The 25,997-nt window shown below is 57.8% G+C and carries 27 protein-coding genes; 20 read left to right on the top strand and 7 right to left on the bottom strand.

Annotation, left to right across the window (positions count from 1 at the left end; all coding sequences use genetic code 11):
• Positions 1-4: 4 nt before the first annotated feature.
• The 10 genes from AB1E37_RS15675 to AB1E37_RS15630 all read left to right on the top strand — a co-directional run bounded on the left by AB1E37_RS15675 (position 5) and on the right by AB1E37_RS15630 (position 8,890).
• On the top strand, positions 5-799 hold the full coding sequence (locus AB1E37_RS15675) for a metal-dependent hydrolase (RefSeq protein ID WP_032447472.1): 795 nt from the start codon (positions 5-7) through the stop codon (positions 797-799).
• A gap of 296 nt (positions 800-1,095) precedes the next feature.
• On the top strand, positions 1,096-2,529 hold the full coding sequence (ptsG, locus tag AB1E37_RS15670) for a PTS glucose transporter subunit IIBC (RefSeq protein WP_002900680.1): 1,434 nt from the start codon (positions 1,096-1,098) through the stop codon (positions 2,527-2,529).
• 261 nt (positions 2,530-2,790) lie between these two features.
• Positions 2,791-3,147 (top strand): purine nucleoside phosphoramidase, encoded by a 357-nt coding sequence (gene hinT, locus AB1E37_RS15665; RefSeq protein ID WP_002900681.1) that lies wholly within the window; start codon positions 2,791-2,793, stop codon positions 3,145-3,147.
• Between the two features lie 4 nt (positions 3,148-3,151).
• Complete coding sequence (locus AB1E37_RS15660; protein ID WP_002900683.1) at positions 3,152-3,526, top strand: YcfL family protein; 375 nt, start codon at positions 3,152-3,154, stop codon at positions 3,524-3,526.
• Between the two features lie 21 nt (positions 3,527-3,547).
• A complete protein-coding gene (gene lpoB / locus AB1E37_RS15655) occupies positions 3,548-4,186 on the top strand; it encodes a penicillin-binding protein activator LpoB (RefSeq protein WP_014342994.1) in 639 nt (212 codons plus the stop codon).
• Positions 4,167-4,994 (top strand): thiamine kinase, encoded by an 828-nt coding sequence (thiK, locus tag AB1E37_RS15650; protein ID WP_004224096.1) that lies wholly within the window; start codon positions 4,167-4,169, stop codon positions 4,992-4,994. The genes lpoB and thiK overlap by 20 nt, the downstream gene beginning before the upstream one ends.
• A 23-nt stretch (positions 4,995-5,017) precedes the next feature.
• Positions 5,018-6,028: a beta-N-acetylhexosaminidase gene (gene nagZ / locus AB1E37_RS15645; protein ID WP_004147935.1), complete on the top strand. Its 1,011-nt coding sequence runs from the start codon at positions 5,018-5,020 to the stop codon at positions 6,026-6,028.
• 35 nt (positions 6,029-6,063) lie between these two features.
• Complete coding sequence (gene ycfP, locus AB1E37_RS15640) at positions 6,064-6,606, top strand: alpha/beta hydrolase YcfP (RefSeq protein ID WP_004224099.1); 543 nt, start codon at positions 6,064-6,066, stop codon at positions 6,604-6,606.
• Positions 6,607-6,851: 245 nt separating this feature from the next.
• Positions 6,852-8,156 carry an NAD(P)/FAD-dependent oxidoreductase gene (locus AB1E37_RS15635; RefSeq protein WP_002900778.1) on the top strand — a complete coding sequence of 435 codons (1,305 nt, stop codon included), beginning with the start codon at positions 6,852-6,854 and terminating at the stop codon, positions 8,154-8,156.
• Positions 8,157-8,350: 194 nt separating this feature from the next.
• Entirely contained in the window at positions 8,351-8,890 is a 540-nt protein-coding gene (locus AB1E37_RS15630; RefSeq protein ID WP_002900781.1) for a glycine zipper 2TM domain-containing protein, read from the top strand.
• Between the two features lie 57 nt (positions 8,891-8,947).
• Here AB1E37_RS15630 and AB1E37_RS15625 read toward each other — a convergent pair whose 3' ends face one another.
• The gene (locus tag AB1E37_RS15625; protein WP_004150817.1) at positions 8,948-11,137 is read right to left on the bottom strand and encodes a TonB-dependent siderophore receptor; all 2,190 of its coding nucleotides are present in this window, start codon (positions 11,135-11,137) and stop codon (positions 8,948-8,950) included.
• Between the two features lie 68 nt (positions 11,138-11,205).
• On the opposite strand from AB1E37_RS15625, the gene AB1E37_RS15620 reads away from it, so the two are divergent.
• Positions 11,206-11,328 carry a hypothetical protein gene (locus AB1E37_RS15620; protein WP_004140642.1) on the top strand — a complete coding sequence of 41 codons (123 nt, stop codon included), beginning with the start codon at positions 11,206-11,208 and terminating at the stop codon, positions 11,326-11,328.
• 52 nt (positions 11,329-11,380) lie between these two features.
• Here the strand turns inward: AB1E37_RS15620 and AB1E37_RS15615 are convergent, their stop codons facing one another.
• Together AB1E37_RS15615 and AB1E37_RS15610 are read right to left on the bottom strand one after the other, a co-directional pair.
• Positions 11,381-12,016, bottom strand: a complete 636-nt coding sequence (locus AB1E37_RS15615; protein ID WP_004140640.1) for a TetR/AcrR family transcriptional regulator — start codon at positions 12,014-12,016, stop codon at positions 11,381-11,383.
• On the bottom strand, positions 12,013-12,168 hold the full coding sequence (locus tag AB1E37_RS15610; protein WP_004147941.1) for a hypothetical protein: 156 nt from the start codon (positions 12,166-12,168) through the stop codon (positions 12,013-12,015). The genes AB1E37_RS15615 and AB1E37_RS15610 overlap by 4 nt, the downstream gene beginning before the upstream one ends.
• A gap of 97 nt (positions 12,169-12,265) precedes the next feature.
• Between AB1E37_RS15610 and bhsA the strand changes: the two genes are divergently transcribed.
• A complete protein-coding gene (gene bhsA, locus AB1E37_RS15605) occupies positions 12,266-12,523 on the top strand; it encodes a multiple stress resistance protein BhsA (RefSeq protein WP_002900788.1) in 258 nt (85 codons plus the stop codon).
• 128 nt (positions 12,524-12,651) lie between these two features.
• On the opposite strand, the gene AB1E37_RS15600 is transcribed toward bhsA, so the two are convergent.
• Complete coding sequence (locus AB1E37_RS15600) at positions 12,652-13,611, bottom strand: L,D-transpeptidase family protein (protein ID WP_029884467.1); 960 nt, start codon at positions 13,609-13,611, stop codon at positions 12,652-12,654.
• A 163-nt stretch (positions 13,612-13,774) separates the two neighbouring features.
• Positions 13,775-17,221, bottom strand: coding sequence for a transcription-repair coupling factor (gene mfd / locus AB1E37_RS15595; RefSeq protein ID WP_032447473.1), 3,447 nt, complete (start codon positions 17,219-17,221; stop codon positions 13,775-13,777).
• Between the two features lie 39 nt (positions 17,222-17,260).
• Here mfd and AB1E37_RS15590 point away from each other — a divergent pair, with 39 nt between their 5' ends.
• The 7 genes from AB1E37_RS15590 to AB1E37_RS15560 all read left to right on the top strand — a co-directional run bounded on the left by AB1E37_RS15590 (position 17,261) and on the right by AB1E37_RS15560 (position 22,903).
• Positions 17,261-17,392 (top strand): hypothetical protein, encoded by a 132-nt coding sequence (locus AB1E37_RS15590; RefSeq protein ID WP_004140630.1) that lies wholly within the window; start codon positions 17,261-17,263, stop codon positions 17,390-17,392.
• 133 nt (positions 17,393-17,525) lie between these two features.
• Positions 17,526-18,725, top strand: coding sequence for a lipoprotein-releasing ABC transporter permease subunit LolC (lolC, locus tag AB1E37_RS15585; protein WP_002900795.1), 1,200 nt, complete (start codon positions 17,526-17,528; stop codon positions 18,723-18,725).
• A complete protein-coding gene (gene lolD, locus AB1E37_RS15580; RefSeq protein ID WP_002900798.1) occupies positions 18,718-19,419 on the top strand; it encodes a lipoprotein-releasing ABC transporter ATP-binding protein LolD in 702 nt (233 codons plus the stop codon). Before lolC ends, lolD begins: the two co-directional genes overlap by 8 nt.
• Positions 19,419-20,663 carry a lipoprotein-releasing ABC transporter permease subunit LolE gene (lolE, locus tag AB1E37_RS15575; protein WP_002900801.1) on the top strand — a complete coding sequence of 415 codons (1,245 nt, stop codon included), beginning with the start codon at positions 19,419-19,421 and terminating at the stop codon, positions 20,661-20,663. The genes lolD and lolE overlap by 1 nt, the downstream gene beginning before the upstream one ends.
• 48 nt (positions 20,664-20,711) lie before the next feature.
• Positions 20,712-21,623, top strand: a complete 912-nt coding sequence (gene nagK, locus AB1E37_RS15570) for an N-acetylglucosamine kinase (RefSeq protein ID WP_004140619.1) — start codon at positions 20,712-20,714, stop codon at positions 21,621-21,623.
• A 14-nt stretch (positions 21,624-21,637) separates the two neighbouring features.
• Positions 21,638-22,468 carry a Sir2 family NAD+-dependent deacetylase gene (gene cobB, locus AB1E37_RS15565; protein WP_032447474.1) on the top strand — a complete coding sequence of 277 codons (831 nt, stop codon included), beginning with the start codon at positions 21,638-21,640 and terminating at the stop codon, positions 22,466-22,468.
• 90 nt (positions 22,469-22,558) lie between these two features.
• The gene (locus AB1E37_RS15560) at positions 22,559-22,903 is read left to right on the top strand and encodes a hypothetical protein (RefSeq protein ID WP_020805063.1); all 345 of its coding nucleotides are present in this window, start codon (positions 22,559-22,561) and stop codon (positions 22,901-22,903) included.
• 24 nt (positions 22,904-22,927) lie between these two features.
• Here AB1E37_RS15560 and AB1E37_RS15555 read toward each other — a convergent pair whose 3' ends face one another.
• The gene (locus AB1E37_RS15555) at positions 22,928-23,890 is read right to left on the bottom strand and encodes a sugar-binding transcriptional regulator (protein WP_004140612.1); all 963 of its coding nucleotides are present in this window, start codon (positions 23,888-23,890) and stop codon (positions 22,928-22,930) included.
• 35 nt (positions 23,891-23,925) lie between these two features.
• Positions 23,926-24,720 (bottom strand): triose-phosphate isomerase, encoded by a 795-nt coding sequence (locus AB1E37_RS15550; protein ID WP_004211823.1) that lies wholly within the window; start codon positions 24,718-24,720, stop codon positions 23,926-23,928.
• A gap of 242 nt (positions 24,721-24,962) precedes the next feature.
• Between AB1E37_RS15550 and pdxA the strand changes: the two genes are divergently transcribed.
• Positions 24,963-25,970: a 4-hydroxythreonine-4-phosphate dehydrogenase PdxA gene (pdxA, locus tag AB1E37_RS15545; RefSeq protein ID WP_004179336.1), complete on the top strand. Its 1,008-nt coding sequence runs from the start codon at positions 24,963-24,965 to the stop codon at positions 25,968-25,970.
• The last annotated feature ends 27 nt before the right edge of the window (positions 25,971-25,997 follow it).

The following is a 25,997-nucleotide window of genomic DNA, read 5'->3' as shown; positions in this document are numbered from 1 at the left end:
CATTATGTTTTTAGTCGACTCCCACTGCCATCTTGATGGTCTGGATTATCAAACTCTACACAAAAACGTCGACGACGTGCTGGCAAAAGCGGCCGCACGCGATGTGAAATTTTGCCTCGCCGTCGCCACGACGCTGCCTGGCTACCGCAGTATGCGCGAACTGGTGGGGACGCGTGACAACGTCGTCTTCTCCTGTGGCGTACACCCATTAAACCAGGACGAGCCCTGGGAGGTAGAGACTCTGCGCGCGCTGGCAGCGGAAGAGGGCGTCGTGGCGATGGGGGAGACCGGTCTGGATTATTTTTATACCCCGGAAACTAAAGCCCAACAGCAAAGCTCGTTCCGCGACCACATTCGTATCGGCCGTGAGCTCAATAAGCCGGTGATCGTCCATACCCGTGACGCGCGTGCCGATACTCTGGCTATTTTGCGCGAAGAAAAGGTGACGGATTGCGGTGGCGTACTACACTGTTTCACTGAGGACAGGGAGACAGCGGGCAAGCTGCTCGATATGGGGTTCTATATCTCGTTTTCAGGTATCGTCACTTTTCGTAACGCCGAGCAGCTGCGTGATGCGGCGCGCTACGTGCCGCTGGATCGTCTGCTGGTTGAAACCGACTCGCCGTACCTGGCGCCGGTCCCCCACCGCGGCAAAGAGAACCAGCCGGCGCTGGTCCGTGACGTTGCCGATTATATGGCGGTACTGAAGGGGGTGTCGCTTGAGCAGCTGGCTCAGCAGACCACCGACAATTTTGCCACCCTGTTCCACATCGACCCCGCCCGTTTGCAACCTGCTTGATCTGCTTATTATTTTAAGGCTCGTAATTAATAGCCAAAGCGAGTAAAGTTCACCGCCACAAAAGTGGCGGTGAAGGTTTTTTAGCAACATCTGGATACAATTTATGTAAGTTGATGTAAATTTTTACCGGAAGGCTGATTGAAACGTGATAGCCGTCAAACAATCATCCCGTTAATTATTTTACTCTGTGTAATAAATAAAGGGCGCTTAGATGTCCTGTCCACGGCACGGTTCTCCCCCCGGGCCAATGCGTGAAAGCGTAAAAAAGTACCAAATACTCAGGAGCACTCTCAATTATGTTTAAGAATGCATTTGCTAACCTGCAGAAGGTCGGTAAATCGCTGATGCTGCCGGTATCCGTACTGCCTATCGCAGGTATCCTGCTGGGCGTCGGTTCCGCTAACTTCAGCTGGCTGCCAGCCGTGGTCTCCCACGTTATGGCAGAAGCAGGCGGTTCAGTTTTCGCCAATATGCCGCTGATCTTCGCTATCGGTGTGGCCCTCGGCTTCACCAATAACGACGGTGTATCCGCACTGGCTGCAGTCGTGGCTTACGGCATCATGGTGAAAACCATGGCGGTTGTTGCGCCGCTGGTGCTGCATTTACCTGCTGACGAGATTGCGGCAAAACACCTTGCTGATACCGGCGTGCTTGGCGGTATTATCTCCGGTGCTATCGCCGCCTACATGTTCAACCGCTTCTATCGCATCAAGCTGCCAGAATATCTCGGCTTCTTTGCGGGCAAGCGTTTTGTGCCGATTATCTCTGGTCTGGCCGCTATCTTCACCGGCGTGATCCTCTCCTTCATTTGGCCGCCGATCGGCTCCGCGATCCAAACCTTCTCCCAGTGGGCTGCTTATCAGAACCCAGTGGTGGCGTTTGGTATCTACGGTTTCATCGAACGTTGCCTGGTGCCGTTTGGTCTGCATCACATCTGGAACGTTCCTTTCCAGATGCAGATCGGCGAATACACCAACGCGGCTGGTCAGGTGTTCCACGGCGATATCCCGCGCTACATGGCAGGCGACCCGACGGCGGGCAAACTGTCTGGCGGCTTCCTGTTCAAAATGTATGGTCTGCCGGCAGCGGCTATCGCTATTTGGCACTCTGCTAAACCGGAAAACCGCGCCAAAGTGGGCGGTATCATGATCTCCGCCGCGCTGACCTCGTTCCTGACCGGTATCACCGAGCCGATCGAGTTCTCGTTCATGTTCGTGGCGCCGATCCTGTACGTTATCCATGCCATTCTGGCGGGCCTGGCGTTCCCGATCTGTATCCTGCTGGGTATGCGTGACGGTACCTCGTTCTCTCACGGTCTGATCGACTTTATCGTGCTGTCCGGTAACAGCAGCAAGCTGTGGCTGTTCCCGATTGTTGGTATCTGCTATGCGATCGTGTACTACGTCATTTTCCGTGTGCTGATTAAAGCCCTGGATCTGAAAACTCCGGGTCGTGAAGACACCACCGAAGAGAGCAAAGCTGGCGCCACCAGCGAGATGGCTCCGGCTCTGGTCGCCGCTTTCGGCGGTAAAGAGAACATCACCAACCTCGACGCATGTATTACTCGTCTGCGTGTTAGCGTGGCGGATGTAGCGAAAGTTGACCAGGCTGGCCTGAAAAAACTGGGCGCCGCTGGCGTGGTAGTGGCAGGTTCTGGCGTACAGGCCATCTTCGGTACCAAGTCCGATAACCTGAAAACTGAAATGGATGAGTACATCCGTAACAGTTAAGGCGTAGTATCGGGGAGACTAAGGCAGCCAACTGGCTGCCTTTTTTATGCGCTAAAGTCGGTGCCCCACAAGCGATAACCCTGAAAACAGTCCGCCATATGCTTATTCCCTCAGCAGCTAAGTCTATAGTTGAATAAGAAAAAGAGCTTTCAGGTTGAAAGAGAGGGAGAATGTCGCTCATACTCTTAGCGGAACCTGTGCGTCCGCGTTTATCTGCAGAAGCAGGCCAGCGCACGGGATAAAACTTATAAGGAATCAGTCATGGCAGAAGAAACGATTTTCAGCAAAATCATTCGCCGGGAGATCCCGTCGGATATTGTCTATCAGGATGAGCTTGTGACCGCTTTTCGCGACATCTCCCCGCAGGCGCCCACCCATATTCTGATTGTCCCGAATGTTCTGATTCCTACCGTAAATGACGTCACCGCTGAACATGAGCTGGCGCTGGGCCGGATGATGACCGTCGCGGCGAAGATCGCCCGCGATGAAGGTCTTGCCGACGATGGCTATCGGTTGATCGTCAACTGCAACCGCCACGGCGGCCAGGAAGTGTACCATATCCATATGCATCTGCTGGGCGGTCGTCCGCTTGGCCCGATGCTGGCGCACAAAGGCTAACGTCATGCTCAGGACCCTTTTGGGCGCGTGTCTGGCGGCGGGGCTACTCGCCGGGTGTAGTTCACACCCGGAGATCCCGGTTTCTGACCAGCAGGCGCTGGTGATGGAGTCGAGCGTGCTGGCGGCGGGGATCAGCGCCAGCGAGCCTGCCGTCGTGGCGACAGAGATTCAGGCTACCGCCTCCTCAACGCTATATAACGAGCGCCAGCAGCCGGTTACCGTGCACTATCGTTTTTTCTGGTATGACGCCCGAGGGCTGGAGATGCATCCGCTGGACGCGCCGCGCACCATCGTGGTACCGGCCCGCTCCTCGGTCACGTTATATGGCAGCGCCAATATCCTGGGGGCGCATAAGGCCCGCCTTTATCTTTATCTGTAAGGGGTAATTATAATGATGAAAATGTGTCGCTATGCGTTAATCACAGCACTGGCGATATTCCTCGCAGGCTGTGCGGGGTTGCGGGAGCAGCCCGCGCCGGTAGAAGAGGCCAAACCGCAGCCGCAGCAGCCTGCGCAGCCGCAGCCCACGGTGCCGACCGTACCGGCGGTGCCCTCTGTCCCGGCGCAGCCTGGGCCGATTGAGCATCAGGATCAGCAGTCGGGTCAGCCGGCGCCGCGCGTGCGTCATTATGACTGGAACGGCGCGGTTCAGCCGCTGGTGGGGCAGATGCTGCAGGCGAGTGGGGTCAATGCCGGCAGTATTCTGCTGGTTGACAGCGTGAACAACCGCACCAACGGTTCGCTGAATGCTGGAGAAGCCACCACTGCGCTACGTAGTGCGCTGGCCGGTAACGGCAAATTTACCCTGGTATCGGCGCAGCAGCTGGCGGTCGCCAAGCAGCAGCTGGGCCTGTCGCCGCAGGACAGCCTCGGCAGCCGCAGCAAAGCCATGGGCATCGCCCGCAACGTGGGCGCGCAGTATGTGCTTTACTCCAATGCCACCGGCAACGTCAACGCGCCTGAGCTGAAAATGCAGCTCATGCTGGTGCAAACCGGTGAGATAATCTGGTCAGGTAAAGGTGCTGTTCAGCAACAATAAGCTAACGCGCGACGAGCTCTTGTCGCGCTTCTTTCCCCATTATCATCCTGTCGCCTCGCTGAGCCAGAGTGGCCTCAGCGGCGGCAGTGTGATTATCAGCGACGGCAACCGGCGGCACGTGCTGCGTCAGCCGCACGATCCGTCTGCCGCCACTTACCATTTTCGCCGTCAGTATCACGCACTCCGCCGACTGCCTGCCAGGCTGGCGCCAACCCCGCTGTTTTACTCACCCTGCTGGATGGTGGTGGAGTATTGCGCAGGGGAGGTGAAAAGCGAGTTACCGGCCTCCCCGCAGCTGTCAGGCTTATTGTATGATTTGCATCAGCAACCGCGGTTTGGCTGGCGGGTTAGCCTCACACCACTGCTGGCCCAGTACTGGCAGAGGTGCGATCCGGCGCGGCGCAAGCCGCGTTGGCTGCGCTGGCATCAGCGGCTGCGCCGCCAGGGCGAGCCCCGTCCCCTGCGGCTGGCGCCGCTGCACATGGACGTCCATGCCGGCAATATTATTCATAATGAGTCCGGCCTGAGGCTGATCGACTGGGAATATGCCGGCGATGGCGATATCGCGCTGGAGCTGGCCGCGGTGTGGATCACGCCTGGCGAGCGCCGTCGGCTGGTAGAAGCGTATGCCCGGCGGGCGGCCATCGACGCGCAGCTGCTTTGGCGGCAGGTTGTACTCTGGCGCCCGTGGGTACTGCTGTTGATGGCGGGCTGGTATGAAATGCGCTGGCGGCAGAGCGGGGACCGGCAATTTATCACGCTGGCAGATGAAACATGGTGTCAGTTAGACAACGAACGTAAAGGATAAGAGAGGTCAGTGTGGGCCCAGTGATGTTGGATGTCGAAGGGTATGAGCTGGATGCGGAAGAGCGAGAAATTCTGGCGCATCCGCTGGTGGGAGGGTTGATCCTCTTTACCCGAAATTATCACGATCCGGCGCAGTTGCGCGAGCTGGTGCGCCAGATCCGCGACGCCTCCCGGAACCACCTGGTGGTAGCGGTCGATCAGGAAGGGGGGCGGGTTCAGCGTTTCCGCGAAGGGTTTACCCGTTTACCGGCGGCCCAGTCTTTCGCCGCGCTGCTGGGGATGGAAGAGGGGGGCAAACTGGCCGCCGAAGCCGGCTGGCTGATGGCCAGCGAAATGATCGCCATGGATATCGATATTAGTTTTGCGCCAGTGCTGGACGTCGGCCATATCAGCGCCGCAATCGGCGAACGTTCTTATCATGAAGATCCGCAGAAAGCGCTGACGATGGCGCGTCACTTCATTGACGGGATGCACGCCGCGGGCATGAAAACCACCGGCAAACACTTCCCGGGTCACGGGGCGGTGACTGCCGATTCGCACAAAGAGACGCCGTTCGATCCGCGGGCGGCATCGGTTATCCGCGACCATGATATGGCGGTGTTCAAAAGCCTTATCGCCGAGCAGCGTCTGGATGCCATTATGCCGGCGCATGTGATTTACCCGGAGCTCGATCCGCGTCCGGCCAGCGGCTCGGCGTACTGGCTGAAAACGGTGCTGCGCGGCGAACTGGGCTTTGACGGGGTGATTTTCTCCGACGATCTGTCGATGGAAGGGGCGGCGATCATGGGCAGCTATGCCGAACGCGGTCAGGCATCGCTCGACGCCGGTTGCGATATGATCCTCGTCTGCAATAATCGTAAAGGCGCGGTCAGTGTGCTGGATAACCTGTCGCCGATCAAAGCAGAGCGTGTTACGAAATTGTATCATAAAGGTTCCTTTTCCCGTCAGGAGTTAAGGGATTCAGCCCGTTGGAAAACGGTGAGTGCCCAGCTGGAGCAGCTTCATGCGCGCTGGCAAGAGGCGAAGTCCGCGTAACGCTCTACGGGGCGTTGTTGTCTGGTGAGGATGCGATGATTATCTATTTACACGGTTTTGACTCGAACAGCCCCGGTAACCATGAGAAGGTGATGCAGCTGCAGTTTATCGACCCGGACGTGCGGTTGATTAGCTACAGCACGCGGCATCCCAAGCACGATATGCAGCATTTGCTGAAAGAGGTCGATAAAATGCTGCAGCTCACTGCCGATGACCGGCCGCTGATCTGCGGCGTCGGCCTTGGCGGCTACTGGGCGGAGCGGATTGGTTTTCTGTGCGATATCCGCCAGGCGGTGTTCAATCCAAACCTGTTTCCGTATGAGAACATGGAAGGCAAAATCGACCGACCGGAAGAGTATGCTGACATCGCCACCAAGTGCGTGACCAACTTCCGCGAGAAGAACCGCGATCGCTGCCTGGTGGTGCTTTCCCGCCAGGACGAGGCGTTGGACAGCCAGCGTTCCGCCGATCTCCTGCACCACTATTATGAAATTATCTGGGATGAAGAGCAGACCCATAAGTTTAAAAATATCTCGCCGCATCTGCAGCGGCTGAAAGCGTTTAAAACCCTCGGCTAACTGCTTTTCCCTTGTTCCCAAACCCGCGTCGGGTTCACCACGCGGGTTTTTTCATGTCTACACTTATTGGTTTCGCTGAAAAAATACGCGACAAAACTTGATGCACATCAATTTTGGTATGACCAATGCACCGTTCATGGTATTCTCGACAGTGCTGAATGGTTTCATTAACGTAACTTGTTGTTAAATAAAGGCTATTTCAATAACTTTTATTTAACAATTGGTTAATAATTTTAGGGGTACACATGACTACGCCATTGAAAAAAATCGTAATTGTGGGTGGCGGCGCTGGCGGACTGGAACTGGCAACTCAGCTGGGGAGAAAGTTAGGGCGCCATAAGAAAGCGAAAATCACCCTGGTGGACCGTAACCACAGCCATCTGTGGAAGCCGCTGCTGCACGAAGTGGCCACCGGTTCTCTGGATGAAGGCGTTGATGCGCTGAGCTATCTGGCCCATGCCCGCAACCACGGTTTCCAGTTCCAGCTGGGCTCGGTGGTTGATATCAACCGCGAAGGGAAAACCATCACCCTCGGCGAGCTGCGCAATGAAAAAGGCGAGCTGCTGGTGGCTGAGCGTAAACTGCCGTACGACACGCTGGTCATGGCGTTGGGCAGTACCTCGAATGACTTTAATACCCCTGGCGTAAAAGAGAACTGCATTTTCCTCGACAACCCGCACCAGGCGCGTCGCTTCCATCAGGAAATGCTCAACCTGTTCCTTAAATACTCTGCTAACCTCGGCGCTAACGGTAAAGTAAATATCGCCATCGTCGGCGGTGGCGCCACCGGCGTGGAGCTCTCCGCTGAGTTGCACAATGCGGTGAAACAGCTGCACAGCTACGGCTACAAAGGGCTGACCAACGAAGCGCTGAACGTCACGCTGGTCGAGGCGGGTGAGCGCATTCTGCCTGCGCTGCCGCCGCGCATTTCCGGGGCAGCGCATAATGAGCTGACTAAGCTGGGCGTACGGGTTCTGACGCAGACCATGGTCACCAGCGCGGATGCGGGCGGCCTGCACACTAAAGATGGCGAATATATTGAGGCGGATCTAATGGTCTGGGCGGCGGGGATCAAAGCGCCAGATTTCATGAAAGAGATCGGCGGCCTCGAAACCAACCGTATCAATCAGCTGGTGGTCGAGCCGACGCTGCAGACTACCCGCGATGCGGATATTTTCGCCATCGGCGACTGCGCCTCCTGCGCCCGTCCGGAAGGCGGCTTTGTGCCTCCGCGGGCCCAGGCGGCGCACCAGATGGCTACCTGCGCGCTGAACAACATCCTGGCGCAGATGAAAGGCAAACCGCTGAAGGCATACACCTATAAAGACCATGGCTCGCTGGTGTCGCTGTCAAATTACTCCACCGTCGGCAGCCTGATGGGTAACCTGATGCGCGGTTCGATGATGGTGGAAGGGCGCATTGCGCGCTTCGTGTACATCTCCCTGTACCGTATGCACCAGATTGCTCTGCATGGTTACTTCAAGACCGGCCTGATGATGCTGGTCGGGCGCATCAACCGCATCATTCGCCCGCGCCTGAAGCTGCACTAATCGCTGTCGCGACCCGGAGGCGCGCTCTGAGGGCGCCTCCGGGCTCTTCTGCTGAAACCGCAGAGATCCCGCTCGGAATCCTCTGAATCCCTTCGATTTGCAGCGAATTCTCGCACTTTTCATCCGCTATCTGATTTGCGCCCTCCCGGCTCCGGTTGCAAAATTGTATCAACAGCAACAAAGGAGGAACTCCCGTGAATAAATCTATGTTGGCGGGTATAGGGATAGGCGTGGCTGCCGCGCTGGGCGTTGCAGCTGTCGCTGGTCTCAACGTGTTGGATCGCGGCCCGCAGTATGCGCAAGTGGTCTCCAGTACACCGATTAAAGAAACCGTGAAAACGCCGCGTCAGGAATGCCGCAATGTCACGGTGACTCATCGTCGTCCGGTACAGGATGAAAACCGCATCGCCGGTTCGGTGCTGGGCGCGGTGGCGGGCGGGGTGATTGGCCACCAGTTTGGCGGCGGTCACGGACGCAGCGTGGCGACGGTTGTAGGTGCGCTGGGCGGCGGCTATGCAGGCAACCAGATCCAGGGCGCGATGCAGGACAACGATACCTACACCACCACCCAGCAGCGCTGCAAAACGGTGTATGACAAATCCGATAAAATGCTCGGCTACGATGTGACCTATAAGATAGGCGATCAGCAGGGGAAAATCCGCATGGATCACGATCCCGGCAGCCAGATCCCGCTGGACAACAACGGCCAGCTGGTCCTGAACAACAAAATCTAAAAACAGATTTGTGTAGTGATTAGCCCCTCAATCGCTCAGGCTGAGGGGCTTTTTTTATCAGAAGGTTAAGGCATAGTTCAGACCAAAGGTGCGGCCACGACCTTTGTACTCATACAGCGATGAACTGCCGTAGGTTGGGCTGTAGAGCAGCGGCGCGCGCTGGCCCCAGATAGTGACATAGTCTTCGTTAAGCAGGTTTTCGATACTGAAGGTCAGTTTCCCCACCGGCAGCGCGTAACTACCGATAAAATCGACGGTGTTATAGCCTTCCAGCTTGTTACCGGCGGCATCGCTGAGGTCAAATACCTGCTGACTCTGCACGCGCAGGCTCCACGGATCCGGCGCCCAGCCCACCCAGGCGGTGGCTTTAGACGGCGAGGCGAGGGTGACGTCCCATTTTTGCCAGCGGCCGTCGGTCTGCACCTGGGATTTCAGCACGTTGAAGTTACCGCCGACGCTCCAGTCGCTATCCGGAATAAAGTAGTCGACCGCCCCCTCAACGCCGTAAATACGCCGTTTGTCGGACTGAACGTCGATGGTCATGTCGGTGCGGTTGACGACAATGGTCTTATCCGAGGTCGAGTAGTACGCCGCCAGCTGGGTGCGCAGGTTATCGCCAGTGTAGCGCCAGCCCAGCTCGTACGAGTTAACTTTGATCCCCTGCAGCGGCGAGTCATCGACGTTGACGCTGGAGATCAGCGGCAGATGACCATTCACCGCAGCGCCATATTTACCGATGCCATAGTATTTACCAGGGTCCGGTAGCTCGACACCCTGCGAGAAGTTAAACCAGGTTTGTTGACGCTCGGTCAGGTGGGCCACGATCCCGGCGTTAAACAGGAAATTGTCATAATCGGTTTTGCCGCCTTTGATGGCGTCGGCGGAGCGCGCTTTGCCGTTGGCGATATCCTGCTGCTGGGCGTAGCCGACAAAGTCGTCGACCCGGTTTTCGGTCCACTGGTAGCGTACCCCGCCGCTGACGGTAAAGATATCGTTCAGATCGTAGCTGGATTGCAGGAATGGCGCGACATTGGAAATACTGTATCCCGGGTAGCGGCCGGTTGTGTAGATCGATTCGTTGTGCAACCCGCCGGAGGCCATCGATTGTGGCAGATCGAAGAACATTTGGTTGGCATTAAAGGTCTCATGATCGGCGTCGAGACCCCAGGTGAGATCCCACCCCGCCAGCGGTTGGCTGTTGAGGGTCAGCTTGGCCCCATACTGATCGGTATCCTGCTGCGACGAGGAGAAGCTACTGACCTGACCTTTCGTGAGCGTCGGGAACGGATAGAAGGTGAGGGACTCATCGCGATAGTACACCTGGCTCACCAGATTCTGGCCGAAAAAGTCGGCATCGGAGTACTGGAGGCTGATCAGATGGCGTTCGGTGCCGGGGATACGGTCGGAATTGAGCCCGTCGGTGGTATACGCTTTGCCGCCGCTGGTGACCGCGGACATGTTCTTCCCGAGCCACAGACCGTAGTCATCATCGCCCTGGCTTTTATAATACTGGGTGACCAGCTGCAGCTGGCGGTTATCATCGATCTCAATTGTCCCCGTCCCCATCACGTCGAGGCGGTCAGAGTGCTGGAGCCCCGTTTGGGTATTATCGAGGATCAGCGCATCGTTATTGCCGTCGTACCAGCCGCCGAAACGCTGATAGGCTACCGACAAGCGGCCGGATGCGTGGTCTGTTCCGCCGCTGACGGCCGCCGCGACGCGCTCATCATGATCGTTGCTGTTCGCAAAACCGCTCTTGCTGCCCACCTCAAGATCGACCTGACGATCCTGCTGCCCCTTTTTGGTAACGATGTTGATAAGCCCGCCGGTACTGCCCCCGCCGTACAGCGAGGTCGCTCCGGAGATCACTTCGATATGTTCGATGTTGAATGGATCGATGGCGTCGAGCTGGCGGCTGTCGGTGCGTGAGGAGTTGAGCCGGACGCCGTCAATCAGCACGACGATTGCGCGCCCGCGCATGTTCATCCCATAGTTGGTCCGCCCCTGGCTGCTGACGTCGATGCCGGGGATCAGCTGCGCCAGCACGTCTTTGAACTCTTTCCCGCCCTGGACCTGCTGCTCAATCTCCTGGCCCTCAATGACCCAGGTGGTTTGGGCCATTTCGGCCACGGTGCGATGGGTGCGGTTTGCGCTAACGATGATGCTGTCTTCATCAGACTGAGCCGCCAGCGCAGGCAGCGTGCTGGCCAGCAGCAGAGGGTGGAGCACCCAGAGGCGCTTTTTCATATCCATTCCTTTTATGAGCAAGTTGCTTTGTCGTTGTTATGGGCCGGCGTCGGCCGGTATTCGTTACAATGCGAAACATCTGGAAAAACTCAAAAAAGGATTTTGCACATAATGAATATCGCAATCAATATCATTTGCGTTTATCTTGCGCGAGAAAAGGTAATAAAAATCAATCTATTTTGTGGGGATAAAGCCAACAGGAGAGCGGATCCGGCGGCAGAATACCGCCGGAAGCAGGGCGCATCAGGACTCGAGGACCTGCGGCCAGAGACGGAGAGTGGTGTCGGTGATTTGCATCAGCTTGTCGAAATCCGCGCCTTCCCGGGCGCTAATCGACATCCCCTGCAGAACGCAGTTAAGAAATTGCGCCAGCTGCGCGACATCGCGGCCCGCGGGCAGTTCGCCCTGCGCCTGCCGCTGCTGCAGAAACTGGGTTAGCGCCTGCTCCTGCATCGCATGGCGGGATTTGATGGTATTGGCGATGTCCGTCGAGGAGGCGGCCAGCGCGGCGGAGGTATTGATGATAAAGCAGCCGGCCGGCGTCTCTTTGCTGGTAAAGCAGGTGGCGACCGCCGTGAAGTAGTCACGCAACGCGCGATCGACGGATTTTCCCTCGGCAAACAGCACGGCTTCGTGCTTCGCGGCAAAGCGCGAAATGTAACGATCCAACACTGCGCGGAATAGGCCTTCTTTATTCACAAATTCCGCATACAGGGTGGGGGCTTTTGCTCCTGTCGCCTCGACCAGATCGGCGAGCGAGGTCGCCTCATAGCCGTGCTGCCAGAAGAGTGTCATGGCTTTGTCCAGCGCCGCATCCCTGTCGAACACCTTCGGTCGGCCACGGCTTTTTTTGGCGCAACTTTGAACGTCAGTTGTCATGGTGCCGTTGTACCTATGTTGGTTTGGTGAAAGGCCATTATAAAAATAAACGATCGCCGGGGCCAGCGCTGTCGGTTTAAAAATAAATAATTCATATATGTATGAAATTTAAGCATTTTATAAATAGTTAAACGATCGTTATAAAAATGCATTGACGTGTGATATAGATCACATTATTATTTACCTATCGATCGTTAAGTTAATGCTTGCGACCCTACTATAAAATTCATCTGCACAGGTATAATAATCATGAAAACCGTTAATACTCTGGCTATTGCCGCCGTTTTAAGTTCCCTTTCTTTCGCCAGCTTTGCCGCTGTAGAGGTGCAGTCCACCCCTGCAGGACAGCATAAAGTAGGCACTATCTCTGCTTCTGCCGGGACTAACCTGGGCTCGCTGGAAGACCAGCTGGCGCAGAAAGCGGATGAGATGGGCGCCACTTCATACCGTATTACTTCGGTAACCGGTCCGAATACCCTTCACGGTACCGCCGTTATCTACAAGTAAGCCCGATGCGTCGCTGCCCGGCCCCCTTCACCGGACAGCGATGAGTAAGACCCTGTTGTACCCCTGTTTGACCCTTGCCAACAAAAAACCCGCCATCAGGCGGGTTTTTTGTTTTGTGCAGCGTAAGACTACAACGACTGCGGTCCTGGGTCAGCATGACGGGTGACGTCAATCGGCATGCCCGAGCGGTAATTCATCGCGCGCTCCATCACCGTCCCGTCGGTCTGCGGCGCCTGTTTGAACGCAGTCATGGCCGCATTAAGCGTAATGGGCAGGGTCTGCGGGTCGTCATCGATATGCTCAGACAGCGGCTGATGGACCTCAACCAGACGGCGGCCATCCGGCTCAACCGACGCCTTGATCGGCGTGTTGATAATGTTCACCTTCGTGCCCGGCGAGATAGTGTTGTACAGCGCCTTGATATCGTTATCGCGCAGACGAATGCAGCCGGAACTGACGCGCATACCGATGCCGAAATCGGCATTGGTGCCGTGCAGGAGATAGACTCCGCCATAGGCGGCGAGGCGGATGGCGTGATGGCCCATCGGATTGTCAGGACCAGCAGGCACTACCGCCGGCAGCTCAATCCCCATAGCCTTGTAGCGCGCGCGAATGTTGGCGGTAGGTGTCCAGGTCGGATTGACCCGTTTGTCGGACACGGTTGTGACCATCGTCGGTGTGATGGTGGTTCCACCCAGCTGGCCGATGCCGATTGGGTAGACGGTCACTTCATTCTTGCCCGGCGGGTAATAGTAGAGGCGCAGTTCGGCGAGGTTAATCACCAGCCCTTCGCGCGGCGCATCGGGCAGCAGCGTCTGCAGGGGGATGGTCAGCACGCTGCCGGCGCGCGGAACATAGGGGTCAACCCCGGGATTGGCCTGCAGCAGGGCCAGGAAGCCGACATTGTACTTCTTGGCAATCGCTTCCAGCGAACCGCCGTCATCCTGTACCACATGAAACTGATTCTGACCCACCAGCCGGCTGCCCGGCGGGGGAAGGGGCCAGGTGTTAGCGCGCGCGGGCAGGGCCAGCGCGGCGACTAACGCGACTAGCGTCAGCCAAAGCGTCACGGGGAAACGGTTTCTCATTACCATAACTCCAAAATATGTAAGTGGTTATTTTTATACGAAAAGCAGATGAGATTATGGCGTGAGTCTGTGTGGGGAAATCCAGGCGGATTGCAAAATGTTTGTAAAGATTGCCAGATATGTGGGAAGGGAGATACGGCAGCGGGGCCGTATCTCCTGCCAGTCAGGCGACGGCGTTCTCTTCCAGTTGGCGCATAAACTGGCGAACCCAGTCCATCCGCGTTTTACGCTCTTCCAGGTCCTGCATGAATTTCAGGCGCGTGGGACCGTCCAGGCGGAAGTGCTGGGGCTGCTTCTGCAGCAGGCCGATCAACCACACCGGATTGACGTTGTTTTTCTCGTTAAATTCGATCACGCCGCCTTTTTCGTTGCTTTCCAGTTTGCGGATCCCCAGTTTCTGCGCCTGCTGACGCAGACGGGCGATATCCAGCAGGTTGCGGGCGGCATCGGGCAGGCGGCCAAAACGATCGATCAGCTCGACTTTGATCTCCTCCAGATCCTGTTCGTTTTTGGCGCTGGCAATACGCTTATAGAATGACAGGCGCGTATTGACGTCAGGGATGAAATCATCAGGCAGCAGGGAAGGCATGCGCAGTTCAACCTCCGTCTGCTGACTGGTGAGATCTTCCAGCGAGGGTTCACGCCCGGCTTTCAACGCATCGACTGCGTTCTCCAGCAACTCCATATACAGGGAGAAACCGATGGTTTCCATCTGACCGCTCTGATCTTCCCCAAGCAGTTCCCCGGCCCCGCGAATCTCCAGATCGTGGGTTGCCAGCGCAAAGCCGGCGCCGAGATCTTCCAGCGACGCAATGGCCTCGAGGCGCTTTTGCGCATCGGTGGTCATCGCTTTCGGATGCGGCGTCAGCAGCCAGGCATAGGCCTGGTGATGCGAACGGCCAACGCGGCCGCGCAGCTGGTGCAGCTGGGCGAGGCCAAAATGGTCGGCGCGCTCGATGATGATGGTGTTGGCGGTGGGAATGTCGATCCCGGTTTCGATGATGGTGGTGCACACCAGCACATTGAAGCGTTGATGATGGAAGTCATTCATCACCCGCTCCAGTTCGCGCTCCCTCATCTGACCGTGACCGATGGCGATCCGCGCCTCCGGCACCAGCTCCGCCAGCTTGTCGGCGGCTTTCTGGATGTTCTCAACGTCATTAAACAGATAGTAGACCTGGCCGCCGCGCAGCGTTTCGCGCAGGATCGCCTCGCGCACCACCAGGGCGTCATATTCGCGAACGAAGGTCTTCACCGCCAGGCGTCGCGCCGGCGGCGTGGCGATGATCGACAGATCGCGCATCCCGCTCATCGCCATGTTCAGCGTCCGCGGGATCGGCGTGGCGGTGAGGGTCAGGATATCGACATCAGCGCGCATCGCTTTGATACGCTCTTTATGCCGCACGCCAAACCGGTGCTCTTCGTCGACGATCAGCAGCCCGAGATCGCGCAGCTTCACCTCGCTCTGCAGCAGCTTGTGGGTGCCGATCAAGATATCGATTTTGCCTTCCGCGGCCTGCTCGAGGATCTGCGCCTGCTCTTTAGCGCTGCGGAAGCGGGAGAGCATTTCGATGCGTACCGGCCAGTTGGCGAAACGATCGCGGAAATTGTCATAGTGCTGCTGAGCCAGCAGGGTGGTCGGCACCAGCACCGCCACCTGCTTGTGGTTCTCCACGGCGAGGAAGGCGGCGCGCATGGCCACTTCGGTCTTGCCGAAGCCCACATCGCCGCACACCAGGCGGTCCATGGCCAGCGGCTGGCACATATCGCTGAGGACGGCGTTGATCGCGTGCGCCTGATCCGGCGTGGTTTCAAATGGGAAACCGTCGCAGAACAGCTGATACTGTTCGCGGTCGTGTTTAAAGGCAAAACCCGCCTTCGCCGCGCGCTGGGCGTAGATATCCAGCAGCTCGGCCGCCACGTCGCGTACTTTCTCAGCCGCTTTTTGTCGCGCCCGGGTCCAGGCATCGCCGCCCAGCTTGTGCAGGGGGGCGTTTTCTTCCGCCCCGCCGGCGTAGCGGCTGATAAGATGCAGGGACGATACCGGAACGTATAGCTTGGCATCGTTGGCGTAGGTCAGCATCAGATATTCGCCGGTGATGCCGCCGGCTTCCAGGGTAGTCATGCCCGCGTAGCGGCCCACGCCGTGTTCCAGGTGAACGACCGGCTGGCCGATATGCAGTTCGGCGAGGTTGCGAATCAGAGTGTCAGGGTTAATGGTGCGTCGCGAATCCTGACGACGGCGCGCCACCCGCTCGCCGAGCAGGTCGCTCTCGCAAATCAGCGCCAGGCCGCGCTGGCTGTCGATAAACCCGTGCTCAGCAGCGCCAATCATCAGATAGCGGCCGTTGCCGGTGGCTTCCTCCAGACGCAGCACATGTTTTGGCGCAACTTTAATCCGCGCCAGCATTTCGCTCAGCGCTTCACGGCGGCCTTCGCTTTCCACCGAGAAGATCACCGGACCGGTAAAGGACTCGAGGAAGCGGCGCAGATTATCCAGCGGCGCTTTGTTCTGCGCCTGGACGGCGAGGTCCGGCAGCGTCTGGTAGCCGAGATTAGTATTCGCCGCTTTGTCCGCCAGACGCTCGGTTTTCAGCTGCACGCGCGGCCATTTTTTCAGTTCGCTGAATAGCTCATCGCTGCGCAGCCACAGCAGCTCAGGCGGCAGGAGCGGGCGCATCGGGTCGACGCCGCGGTTTTCAAAGCGGGCGCGGGCTTCATTCTGGAATCGCTCCGCGCTGGCCTCGAGATCGCCGGTGTTGACGATCAGCGTGCTGGCCGGGAAATAGCTGAATAACGGCGGCAGCGGCTCGCTGAAGAACAGCGGTTGCCAGTATTCGATACCGGCAGGTAGCGTCCCTTTACTGACCTGCTGATAGATGTGTTCGGCATCGCGCTTCACCTCAAAGCGGTCGCGCCACTGGCTGCGGAACAGCTCAATAGCGGTCTGATCGGTGGGGAATTCGTGCGCCGGCAGCAGGTTAATGGCCGCCACTTCCTCCAGCGTGCGCTGGCTGTCAACGTCGAACAGGCGCAGGCTGTCGATTTCATCGTCAAAGAAATCGAGGCGGTAGGGCTGGTCGCTACCCATCGGGAACAGGTCGAGCAGCGCGCCGCGGGTAGCATATTCGCCGTGCTCCATCACCTGATCGACATGGCGGTAGCCGGCCCCCTCCAGCTGATCGCGCAGCGCATCGCGCGACAGGCGCTGACCCTTTTTCATCACCAGCGCGTGGCCGTGAAGGAAGCTGTGCGGACAGACGCGCTGCATCAGGGTGCTGACCGGGACGATCAGCACGCCGCGCTGCATGGTGGGTAACTGGTAAAGGGTGGCAAGACGGGAGGAGATGATGTCCTGATGCGGCGAGAAGCTGTCGTAAGGGAGCGTTTCCCAGTCCGCCAACCCCATCACCATGCTGTCGGTGAACTGCCTGATCTCGTCGTTCAGACGCAGCGCGTTTTGCATGTCAGGCGCCACCAGCACCACCGGGCCGCTGTGGCGTTCGGCCATCTCCGCCACCAAAGTGGCGCAGGCTGCGCCGGTCAACTCGCCAAGCTGGCGCTGATCGCCGGCTTTGACCGGCAATGAGTATCGATATTGTTCAGGCATAGACGGTTTCATGATCTCTTAGGGATTCGCTCTGCCGATATGGAGGGCAACTCGCTGATATTCAATAGTGAGATTATCCGCGATTGGTCTGGATTCGCCAACCCGAATTGCCATCGCGTATTGGGTGAAGAAAGGTCAGCGCTGTCGATAAGCGTAAAGATAAATAAGTAAGTACTTATCTATCCGTTTGTATTTACTTGGTTTTTAGGTTTATTGCTAATAAAGTCGTCATGTATCAGTCGTTTACGCTGCCCCTAATCGCTTATATACTCGGGCATCGGCTATCAGCAACCAGATGGATGACATGTACCAACCTGCCGCACTCTTTATCGGCCTACGCTATATGCGCGGGCGCGCAGCCGACCGCTTCGGTCGTTTCGTCTCCTGGCTCTCAACTATCGGTATTACGCTTGGCGTAATGGCGCTGGTGACAGTCCTGTCGGTGATGAACGGCTTTGAACGCGAGCTGCAAAACAACATCCTGGGGCTGATGCCACAGGCCATTCTTAGCGCCAAACAGGGGTCGGTGAACCCTCAGCAACTGCCGGAGCGCGAAGCGAAACTTAATGGGGTAACCCGCGTAGCGCCGATCACCACCGGCGACGTGGTGCTGCAGAGCGCGCGCAGCGTGGCGGTCGGGGTTATGCTGGGCATTGATCCGGCGCAGAACGATCCTCTGACTCCATACCTGGTGAACGTCAAACAGAGCGATCTGCAGGCGGGCAAATATAACGTTATTCTCGGCGAGCAGCTGGCGGGCCAGCTGGGGGTTAATCGCGGCGATAAAATTCGCGTGATGGTTCCTTCCGCGAGTCAGTTTACGCCGATGGGCCGCGTGCCGAGCCAGCGTCTGTTCACGGTCATCGGCACCTTCGCCGCCAACAGCGAAGTCGATGGTTATCAGATGCTGACCAACATCGACGACGCCTCCCGTCTGATGCGCTATCCGCTGGGGAATATCACCGGCTGGCGCCTGTGGCTGGATCAACCGCTGCAGGTCGACACCCTGAGTCAGCAGACGCTGCCGCCGGGAACTCAGTGGCAGGACTGGCGCGAGCGCAAGGGCGAACTGTTCCAGGCGGTGCGCATGGAGAAAAATATGATGGGCCTGCTGCTGAGCCTGATCGTCGCCGTCGCGGCCTTCAACATTATTACCTCGCTGGGGATGATGGTGATGGAGAAGCAGGGCGAAGTGGCGATCCTCCAGACCCAGGGGCTGACGCCGCGGCAGATTATGGCCGTCTTTATGGTGCAGGGGGCCAGCGCCGGGATCGTCGGCGCGCTGCTGGGAGCGGTGCTTGGCGCCCTGTTGGCCAGCCAGCTGAATAATTTAATGCCGATCATCGGCGCCTTCCTTGACGGCGCGGCGCTGCCGGTGGCGATTGAGCCGCTGCAGGTCATTGTTATCGCCCTGGTGGCGATGGTGCTGGCCCTGTTGTCTACGTTGTACCCTTCCTGGCGCGCTGCCGCCACCCAACCCGCTGAGGCTTTACGTTATGAATAAGATCCTGCTGCAATGCGACAACCTGTGCAAACGCTATCAGGAAGGCAATGTGCAAACCGATGTCCTGCACAATGTCAGCTTCAGCATTGGTGAAGGCGAGATGATGGCTATCGTCGGCACCTCCGGCTCTGGCAAAAGTACGCTGCTGCATCTGCTCGGCGGCCTGGATACGCCCACCTCTGGCGACGTGATTTTCTCCGGTCAGCCGATGAGCAAGCTATCCACCGCCGCGCGCGCCGACCTGCGTAACCGCGAGCTGGGCTTTATCTATCAGTTCCACCATCTGCTGCCGGACTTTAGCGCACTGGAAAACGTGGCGATGCCGCTGCTGATTGGCAAAAAGAAGCCGGCGGATATTGAACGCCAGGCGAAAGCGATGCTGCAGGCGGTCGGGCTTGAACACCGCAGCCATCACCGTCCGTCGGAGCTCTCCGGCGGCGAGCGCCAGCGGGTGGCGATTGCCCGCGCGCTGGTGAATAAACCGCGGCTGGTGCTGGCGGACGAGCCAACCGGTAACCTCGACGCTCGCAACGCCGACAGCATCTTCCAGCTGCTGGGCGAACTGAACGTCGCGCAGCGCACCGCGTTTCTGGTGGTGACCCACGACCTGCAGCTGGCGAAGCGCATGAGCCGCCAGCTGGAGATGCGCGATGGCCGTCTGACCGCCGACCTGACCCTGATGGGGGCCGAGTAATGGCGTCTCCGTTATCGTTACTGATTGCATTGCGTTTCAGCCGCGGCCGGCGGCGCGGCGGCATGGTGTCGCTGATCTCGGTGATCTCCACCATCGGCATTGCGCTGGGGGTGGCGGTGCTGATCGTCGGCCTCAGCGCGATGAACGGCTTTGAGCGCGAGCTGAATAACCGCGTGCTGGCGGTGGTACCGCACGGCGAAATCGAACCCGTGAATCAGCCGTGGAATAACTGGCAGGAAGCGCTGGCGAAGGTGCAGAAGGTGAAGGGGATTGTCGCGGCAGCGCCCTATATTAACTTCACCGGCCTGGTGGAGAGCGGCAGCAATATGCGCGCCATCCAGGTGAAAGGCGTCGACCCGCAGCAGGAGAGCCAGCTCAGCGCGCTGCCTACCTTTGTGCAGAATAACGCGTGGGCCGGATTCAAGGCTGGCGAACAGCAGGTGATCCTGGGCAAAGGGGTCGCCGATGCCCTGCACGTGAAGCAGGGGGACTGGGTGTCGATCATGATCCCTAATGCCGACGCCGACCATCAGCTGCTGCAGCCAAAACGCGTCAGGCTGCATGTGACCGGAATTTTACAGCTGAGCGGCCAGCTCGATCATAGTTTTGCCATGATCCCGATGCAGGATGCGCAGCAGTATCTGGAGATGGGCAGCAGCGTGACCGGCATCGCCATCAAGGTCACCGACGTTTTCCATGCTAACAAGTTGGTACGCGACGCCGGCGAGGTGACCAACAGCTACGTCTACATCAAGAGCTGGATCGGCACCTATGGCTATATGTATCGCGACATCCAGATGATCCGCGCCATTATGTACCTGGCGATGGTGCTGGTGATCGGCGTGGCCTGCTTTAACATCGTCTCGACGCTGGTGATGGCGGTCAAAGACAAAAGCGGCGATATTGCGGTGCTGCGCACGCTTGGCGCAAAAGACGGCTTAATTCGCGCGATTTTCGTGTGGTATGGTTTATTAGCCGGATCGGTAGGCAGCCTGTTTGGGGTGGTGATCGGCGTGATCTGCGCGTTGAACCTGACGTCGATCATCAACGGCATCGAATACCTGATTGGGCATAAATTCCTCTCCGGCGACATCTATTTTATTGACTTCCTGCCGTCAGAATTGCACTGGCTGGACGTCTTTTATGTGCTGGTGACAGCACTGTTGCTGAGTTTGCTGGCCAGCTGGTATCCCGCCCGCCGCGCCAGCCGCATCGACCCGGCGAGGGTGCTGAGTGGCCAGTAATTTATCGTCATCGTCGGCCTGGCTGACGACACAAGAGGAATTGCTGAAATGTATTATGGATTTGACATTGGCGGCAGCAAGATAGCGCTGGGCGTATTTAATCAGGAGCGGCGACTGCAGTGGGAAAAACGCGTCGCCACGCCGAAAAGTAGTTATGAGGATTTTCTCCAGGCGGTAGAGGCGCTGGTCCGCGAGGCCGATGAGCGCTTCGACCAGCAGGGTTCGGTGGGGATCGGTATTCCGGGAATGCCGGAAACGGCGGACGGCACGCTGTATGCCGCTAACGTGCCAGCCGCCAGCGGCCGGCCGCTGCGCGCTGACCTCAGCGCGCGGTTGGGGCGCGATGTGCGTCTCGATAATGACGCCAACTGTTTCGCGCTGTCGGAAGCGTGGGACGATGAGTTTACGCAATACCCGCTGGTGATGGGATTGATCCTCGGCACCGGCGTGGGCGGCGGCCTGGTGTTGAACGGTAAATCGATTACCGGACATAGCTATATCACCGGCGAGTTCGGTCATATTCGCCTGCCGGTGGATGCCCTGGAGGTGGTTGGGCGCGATTTTCCGCTGCTGCGCTGCGGCTGCGGCCAGCTGGGCTGTATTGAAAATTATCTCTCCGGTCGCGGTTTCGCCTGGCTGTACGAACATTTTTATCAGCAACCGCTCTCCTCGCCGGAGATTGTGGCGCAGTGGCAGCAGCACGATCCGCGCGCGCAGGCGCACGTTGAGCGCTATCTCGATCTGCTGGCGGTGTGTCTGGGGAATATACTGACCATTGTCGACCCGGATTTGCTGGTGCTCGGCGGTGGATTATCTAACTTTACGGCCATTAGCGAAGGGCTGGCGCAACGATTGCCGCGCCATCTTCTGCCGGTCGCCAGGGTTCCGCGCATTGAGCGCGCGCGCCACGGCGATGCCGGGGGAATGCGCGGTGCGGCCTTCCTTCACCTGACCCATTAATCACAGAGGTAGCTATGCAGTCGCGCCGTTTACATCGATTGAGCCGTTTTCGTCGCAATAAACGTCGGTTGCGTGACCGTCTGCGTCAGCGGATTTTCTTTAGGGAGGACAGGATGAAGTCTGAAGCGATGGCAAAACCGAGAGTGGTGGTGTTAACCGGCGCGGGCATCTCGGCAGAGTCGGGGATCAAAACCTTCCGCGCGGCCGATGGCCTGTGGGAAGAGCATCGGGTGGAAGATGTGGCGACGCCGGAAGGCTTCGCCCGCGATCCGGCGCTGGTGCAGGCGTTCTACAACGCCCGTCGTCGTCAGCTGCAGAGTCCGGAAATCGCGCCGAACGCGGCGCATCTGGCGCTGGCGCGTCTGGAGGATCTGCTGGGCGACCATTTTCTGCTGGTCACCCAGAATATTGATAATCTGCACGAGCGCGCCGGCAACCGCCGGGTGATCCATATGCACGGCGAGCTGCTAAAGGTGCGCTGTTCGTGGAGCGGCCAGGTGCTGGAGTGGACCGGCGACGTCACCGCCGAGGACAAGTGCCACTGCTGCCAGTTCCCGGCGGCGCTGCGTCCGCACGTGGTCTGGTTTGGCGAAATGCCGCTGGGGATGGATGAGATCTACAGCGCGCTGGCCGACGCAGATATTTTTATCGCCATCGGCACCTCCGGCCATGTCTATCCGGCGGCTGGCTTTGTGCACGAGGCGCGACTGCACGGCGCCCATACCGTTGAACTGAACCTGGAGCCCAGCCAGGTGGGCAGCGAGTTTGCCGAGAAGCACTACGGGCTGGCAAGCGAAGTGGTACCCGCCTTTATCGATAAGCTGCTGCAGGAAAACGCGCTGTAAACTGAAGCAGCCTGCCGGTAGCCAGGGCGCAGCCCACGGCCGCCGGCAGCGCTGCTGACAAGGATGTCACGTCATGACAGGAGTCAGACCATGCATAATCCGCTGGTTATCGAAGCGATCATGTTGATCGCGGCCATTATCGTTGGCGTCTGGAGCCAGCGCGCTTTACCGCTACATGTCGATAGCCGACCTATCCTCTTCCTGCTATGTCTGTTCCTCGGCACTGGCAGCGCGTTGTGCCTGCTGCTGGATATCTTAGCCCTGCTGTTGACCGGTCAGGTCGCGACGGGCGGTGTGCGAATATACGGCCCGTTGCTGCTGCTGGTGGTGCTGTGGAAACCTCTCAACTGGGTTGTCGGCATCATTGAAGATTTTGTGCAGCGGCGAGCCGAAAAAGGGAAGGGCAAAGGCCAGCGCGACGGCGGTCAACGCTGATCCGCCGCCTGCGCCGTGGCTTATTTATAGCGCCTTTTGCATATTAATGACCGAACGGGCGTTCGAGGCGCTGGTAGCCAGCACATCGATAACCCCGGTGCGTAATGCCCCCAGGATCGCCGTCGCTTTCGTACTTTCGGAGGCGATAGCGATGACGCAGGGAATGGCCCGCAGCTGTTCGAGACTTAAGCCAATGACCCGGTCATTCATCACCGTATCGACGGGTTTGCCCTGAATATTGAAAAAGCTGTACCCCGCCAGATCGCCCACCACCCCCTGTTCCTGACGCGCGGTGGCAATTTCCTGCGGCGTAAACCAGCCGAGCTGCACCATAAAGCTGTTTTCATTCATATCGCCGAGGCCGATGATCGCCACGTCAGCTTTGCTGGCCTGTTCGAGCGTGGCCTTAATCAGGCGGTTTTGCATAAAGGCCGCGCGCAGCTCCGGGGTTTCCACATAGGCCGGGGCGTAAAGCGTTTCGCTGAAGCCGTTAAATTTGCGCGCCAGATTCCGGCTGATGTGGTCGGCGTCAATCAGCTGATTGTCACGCTTGGTTCCGCCGATGCCGCAGATAAAGCGGCAGTGGCGCTCAGGAAACACGCCAACGTGATTCGCCACCGCGGCCACATTGCGCCCCTGACCAACGGTGACGGTCATATCGTTTTTTAACACCCCGGCAAGGTAGTTACTGACCAGGGCCGCCACCTGCTGGCGCTGTTCATCTTCATCATGGTGATCCAGGGCAATTAGCGCGCGCTTAATGCCAAAGTGCGAAATAAACTGCTGCTCAATCTGGGAGCTGAAGACCGGATGGTATTTGACGCTGATCTCAACAATCCCTTCCTGGCGCGCTTTTTTCAGCAGGCGCCCGACTTTGATACGCGAAATGCCGAATCGTTTGGCGATCTCTTCCTGCGTTTGTTCCTGATCGTAATAAGCCACCGCAATTTCAGTGAGCAGGGCGTAATCTGAGTCTTGTTCAATCATGGCCTGGAATTTCCATCTCTGGTGTCCCTTTTATATTACTGCGCCTGCAAAATAAATTCCTGTGTAACGCGTTGAACAATGTCGCAATAGCCTTGCGCGTCCCAGGCCGCGCGGCCGATAAACAACCCATTGATCTCCTGCTGGCGCAGCAATTCCACCGCGTTTTGCAGCGTTACGCTGCCGCCATAGAGCAGCGGGATACGGGTTCCCGTCTCGTGACCAAACCGCTCGCAAAGCGCCTGACGTAGCGCCTGATGAATGACACCCGCCTCCTGCGGTGAGGCGGGCGTACCATGTTCGCCAATGGCCCACACCGGTTCATACGCAATCAGGGTCCGCAGCGCCTGCTGGTGGCTCAGGCCATACAGGGCGATCTTCATCTGCCGCACCACGCTTTCACGCGACACCTGCCAGCGTTTCTCCTCGGCGCTATCGCCAATACAGATCAGCGGGCGCAGGCCATGACCTAAGGCGCTATGCACTTTTCGATTAATCGCGGCATCGCTTTCATTAAAGGCGGCGCGTCGTTCTGAATGTCCCAGCTCAACAAGCGTGGCGCCGGTTTCTGCCAACATGGCCGCCGAGATTTCCCCGGTCCAGGCGCCCTGATCCGCTTCATGCATATTCTGCGCGCCGGTCAGAAGCGGTAACTGATGCGTTTGCAGAAAATGGCTGACGGGTTGGATCGCGGTGAAGGGGGGAATGACGAAGGGCTGAATAGCAGGGTGACAGCCCTCCGGCATCCGCGCTGCCAGCGTTTCGCACCAGGCCATGGCCTGGGACAGCGGCTTGTTCATTTTCCAGCTGGTTCCTAACCATATCGGGGTCATCATTGCTTCTCCTCTTAATAAAATCAAATGCTTGCCAGAAACGGGGCCATACCCTGTATTGAGGTTGAACTTTTTATCACTGTATGAACATATGTTAGATCACATTTTTCGATGAAAAAAATCTATGAATTTTTTTATGTGATCTTCATCACTCATGGCGGCTCATTCATCAGGTAATGTTTTGAGCATATGATTTGGTATTGAACATATGAACAATCAACTGAAAAAATGAGAGGCGCATGATGTCAGCAGAGAAAAAACCCGTTGTGGCGATTACCATTGGCGATCCGGCAGGGATCGGCCCGGAGATCACCGTGGCCACCATGATGGACAAAAGCGTGTATGACGAGTGCAAACCGTTCCTGATCGGCTCGGTACCGATTATCAGCCGGGCGATGAAAATCATGGGCTGCGATTTTGCTATCCATAAAATTGCCCATCCGCAGGAGGCCCGTTTTAGCTGGGGGACGTTGGATGTTCTGGAAACTGGCGACTACGATTGCGACAGTATCGAATGGGGCAAGGTGCAGAAACTGGCGGGGCAAATGTCGCTGGACTATGTGATGAAGTCGATCGAGCTGGGCAAAGCGGGGCTGATCGACGTGGTCTCTACTGCACCAATTCATAAGGAAGCCATCAAGCTGGCAGGATGTAAGCTCCCGGGCCATACCGAAATCTATCAGGTGGAAACCCAATCTGATTACGGTCTGACCATGTTCCACGTCCACAACCTGCGCGTCTTCTTCGTGAGCCGTCATATGGCGCTAAAAGCAGCCTGTGACTATGCCAACAAAGCGCGAGTGCTGGCCTGCGTTCAGCAGATCCACCATGAATTTACCGCCCTGAACATCAAAAATCCGCGCATTGCCGTGGCCGCCCTGAACCCGCATGGTTCCGACAATGGTCTGTTTGGTCACGAAGAGGCTGACAATCTGATCCCGGCGGTGAAAGCGGCCCAGGAGATGGGGATCAACGCTATCGGGCCGGTTCCGGCCGATTCCGTGTTCCATCTCGGCAAACAGGGGCGCTACGACGCCATTCTCTCGCTGTATCACGATCAGGGGCATATTGCCTGCAAAACCCTCGACTTTGAACGTTCGATCACCATTACCTTCGGCCTGCCGTTTATGCGCAGCTCCGTCGACCATGGGACGGCGTTTGATATCGCCGGTACCGGTAAGGCGGGTACCGTCAGTATGCTGGAGTCGACGCTGGTGGCGGCCCGTTACTGGAAAATGAAGCATCAATAATCGCTGAGGTTCATGCGAATCACGAGG

The sequence above is a fragment of the Klebsiella sp. Shm-1 genome, from assembly GCF_040804525.1.
Taxonomy (GTDB): Bacteria; Pseudomonadota; Gammaproteobacteria; order Enterobacterales; family Enterobacteriaceae; genus Klebsiella; species Klebsiella pneumoniae.
The sequence above is the reverse complement of the archived record's forward strand: the minus strand, read 5'-3'. Positions and strand labels throughout refer to the sequence as shown.